This is a genomic window from Dialister sp. (assembly GCF_051885895.1).
GTDB lineage: Bacteria > Bacillota > Negativicutes > Veillonellales > Dialisteraceae > Dialister.
In genome coordinates, this window is the sequence record NZ_JBJEXP010000019.1 from 1 (window position 1) to 3,163 (window position 3,163).

4 protein-coding genes and 1 pseudogene are annotated in these 3,163 nt (G+C 52.3%); all 5 read right to left on the reverse strand.

The window, feature by feature from the left end:
* Window positions 1-1,109, reverse strand: a pseudogene (locus tag ACI4N7_RS01345) (transcription-repair coupling factor); the annotation flags it as partial.
* Entirely contained in the window at window positions 1,081-1,599 is a 519-nt protein-coding gene (folK, locus tag ACI4N7_RS01350) for a 2-amino-4-hydroxy-6-hydroxymethyldihydropteridine diphosphokinase (protein ID WP_439731572.1), read from the reverse strand. The gene folK and the pseudogene ACI4N7_RS01345, both read right to left, overlap by 29 nt.
* Before the next feature lie 39 nt (window positions 1,600-1,638).
* The gene (gene folB / locus ACI4N7_RS01355; RefSeq protein ID WP_439731573.1) at window positions 1,639-2,001 is read right to left on the reverse strand and encodes a dihydroneopterin aldolase; all 363 of its coding nucleotides are present in this window, start codon (window positions 1,999-2,001) and stop codon (window positions 1,639-1,641) included.
* Between the two features lie 4 nt (window positions 2,002-2,005).
* Window positions 2,006-2,860 carry a dihydropteroate synthase gene (gene folP, locus ACI4N7_RS01360; RefSeq protein ID WP_439731574.1) on the reverse strand — a complete coding sequence of 285 codons (855 nt, stop codon included), beginning with the start codon at window positions 2,858-2,860 and terminating at the stop codon, window positions 2,006-2,008.
* A gap of 13 nt (window positions 2,861-2,873) precedes the next feature.
* On the reverse strand, window positions 2,874-3,163 hold a 290-nt coding region (locus ACI4N7_RS01365), incomplete at its 5' end, for a hypothetical protein (RefSeq protein ID WP_439731575.1).

The window sequence follows — 3,163 nt, forward strand, 5'->3', positions numbered from 1 at the left end:
ACGGCAAAAAGGACCTTCCAGTCCTTTTTCAGAATGCCCTTCAGGTCTTCGATGAAAATAGGAATCTGCCGCTGGTAGTTGGTCATGGTCTGGCCCTGCCAGCCCTGGGAGAGCGGCGAAAAAGCAGAAAGGGAACGGTTCAGAAGAGAAAAGATGACTTCCTTGTTTTCCTTTTTCCTTCCCTTTTTCACCATATCCGCAAAGGAAACGGCCCGGGTCCTGTTTTCCTTTTCTTCCTTGAAATAGCGCTTCAGGTTTTCCTCGCAGCGCTGCGGTTCATCGTAGATAATGAGGCCGTGGTCCAGGTAATCAAAGAGGAGGGACGATTTTTCCTCATCCACCGACATGGGCAGAATCATAACCCGGTCGAAATTTTCCATGGACCGCTGGGTGTCTTCATCAAAGGAGCGGATGCTGTCAATTTCATCGCCGAAAAATTCCATGCGCACCGGATGATCTTCACTGACCGGGAAAATATCCACAATATCGCCGCGCACGGCAAAATGGCCGCAGCGCTCCACCTGGCCCACCCGTTCATAGCCAGCGGATACCAGCTTTTCCAGAAGCTCCTCTCTTTCCACTTCCTGCCCCATGGAAAAAGTAAGGGCATGGTCCGAAAGCTTCAGGGGGCTTACGATTTTCTGGGCCGCTTCCACGGAAGAGGCAAGAATCACCGTTTTCCCCTTTCCCATGAGAAGACGCAGGGACTGCATGCGGTCTCTCAGCCGTTCCGTGCCTGCAAAGGTTACCTGGAAACCCGCTTCCTCCACCAGGGGGAAAGGATGGATTTCCCAGTCCGGTGCAAAGAAGGCCAGATCCTCTTCCCAGCGGAAAATATCCTTCTGGTCGGGAACGATAATAATGGCCTGTTCATAGGTGCGAAGGAGCGCCGCCGCAGCCAGGGCCTTCTGGGAACCGGAAATGCCGGTCACCATATCCTGGACGCTTCTGTCCTCCCAATGGGCGGCCACAGGCTTTCCCTTCATCAGGTCCGTCAGTCTCGGACCCATGGTGTCATCCAGCGGAAAAGCATTCGCCGAAGATTTCCGCAATGCTTCCTTCACCGAAGACAGGGAAGGCTCATTCTTCCCCTTTGCATCTGCACTCATTTCCACTTTCCTTTCCCATTTTGACTATCTCACTATACCCATCCAGCGCCAGAATCCGCTCATGGATGGTTTCCTTTTTATAGGTGAAATCCGGCAGGATTTCCTCCAGAGGAACCAGCACAAAAGGCCGCTCCCAGAAATAGGGATGCGGCAGACGGAGAAACTCCGTATCACTTTCTACCTGCTTGCTGTATATGAGATCCAGATCCAGCGTGCGGGGGCCCCAGTGGACCTCCCGTTTCCTTCCGAATTCCTTTTCCACCTGAAGGAAAAAGGCCATCAGCTCCTCCGGCGTGCCTTCCCAGCCCGCCAGAGCCGCTGCATTGATGAAATCAGGCTGGTCTGTCTTTCCCCAGGGCCTTGTCCGATAGAGGGAGGACACCTTTTCCAGATGAAACCTCCTGTCTTCCGACAGCCTTGCCAGGGCCTTCCGCAGGGTGCCTGCAGAATCGCCCAGGTTGGAGCCCAGCGCCATAATATATGTATCCATGATATTGCGGAAAGAAGAAATTCCTCTTTCCTGCTGCCATCATTTCCTTTCTTTACTCAGAGTCACCGATACGTCGTCCAGAATGCCCGGAATAGGAGAACCGGGCTTGTGCACCGTGGTGGTCACCTTCCGGATCATGGGAAAGGCCTCCATAATATCTCCGTTAATCACGGCGGCCAGCCTTTCCAGCAGCCTGTAGGGGCCTCCTTCCGCCCTCTTCTTCACCAGATCATACACGGCTACGTAGTTCACCGAATCCTCCAGGGCATCGGTTTCACCCACCCTGGACAGATCCAGATCCATTTCCACATCAATATAGAACCGCTGGCCCAGCTTTGTTTCCTCCGGTTCATCTCCATGGTAGCCGAAAAAGGCCATTCCCTTCAAATTAATATGGTCCATGGTATCACATTCCTTCCTTTGGAAACAGGCGCAGCGCATCCCACATTTTCAGCTCCCGGGCAGTGGTCTTCACATCGTGCACCCGGAAAATGGTGCAGCCCTTCAGGGCGCCCCAGAGATTGACCGCTGCCGTTCCTTCATCCCGCTCCGATGCATCGGTACCCAGAATGGTGCCGATAAACCGTTTCCTGCTGACTCCCAGAAGCCAGGGGCAGGGAAAAACCAGCGTCAGCTCGTCCAGACGGGTGAGGATTTCCATATTCTCCTTCGCCTTCTTGGCAAAGCCGATGCCCGGATCCAGAATAATTTTGTCTGTCTTCACGCCGGCAGACAGGGCAATTTCAATGGACTTATCGAAGAAATGCTTCAAATCCTCAATGATGTCTTCGCTGTATTCTTCCGTTTTCTGGTTATGCATGAGAATCACCGGCACATCAAAGGCGGCAGCCACTTTCGCCATACTGCCGTCATCGTACTGGAAACCCCAGATATCATTCACCATGTGGGCCCCTGCCTGCAGGGCCTTTTCCATGGTCTGGTAATGATAGGAATCCACCGATACAGGCACCATGCTCAGCTTCAGCACATCCGGCAGGAACTGCATGAGACGCTCCGTCTCCTCCTCCGCCGTCAGCGCCTGGGACCCCGGGCGGGTAGACTCGGCGCCTACGTCGATGATATCGGCTCCGTCCCTGATCATATCCGTGGTATGAGAAACAGCCATAGTGTCTGAATTCCATCTTCCCCCGTCAGAGAAAGAATCGGGCGTCACATTCAGGATCCCCATAACCAGGGACTTCTCCCCCAGCTCCAGGACCTTACCATCTTTCCACTCATAGCGGCGATGCTGTCTTTCCATATCCAAACCCCTCTCATGAAAAATCCGTCCGAAACGGACAGTTTCCTTTCATTATACCACGAACAGAAACACCGGAAAAATTCAACAAAAAAAGCGGTATCCACCGCCTTTTCTGTGCATGACTGTCATTGAGGAGTATGACAAATCCGCAGCCGAATTGATAATCAGGGAAATAATCATCAATGAGGCCGAACAGGTAAACCTGCCCCATGGCATTTCCTCCATGTAATCTTATTATACAAAACTTTTCACAAAAATCCAATAGGTTTGGGGATTTTTTTATATATATATTTGTAGATAAAG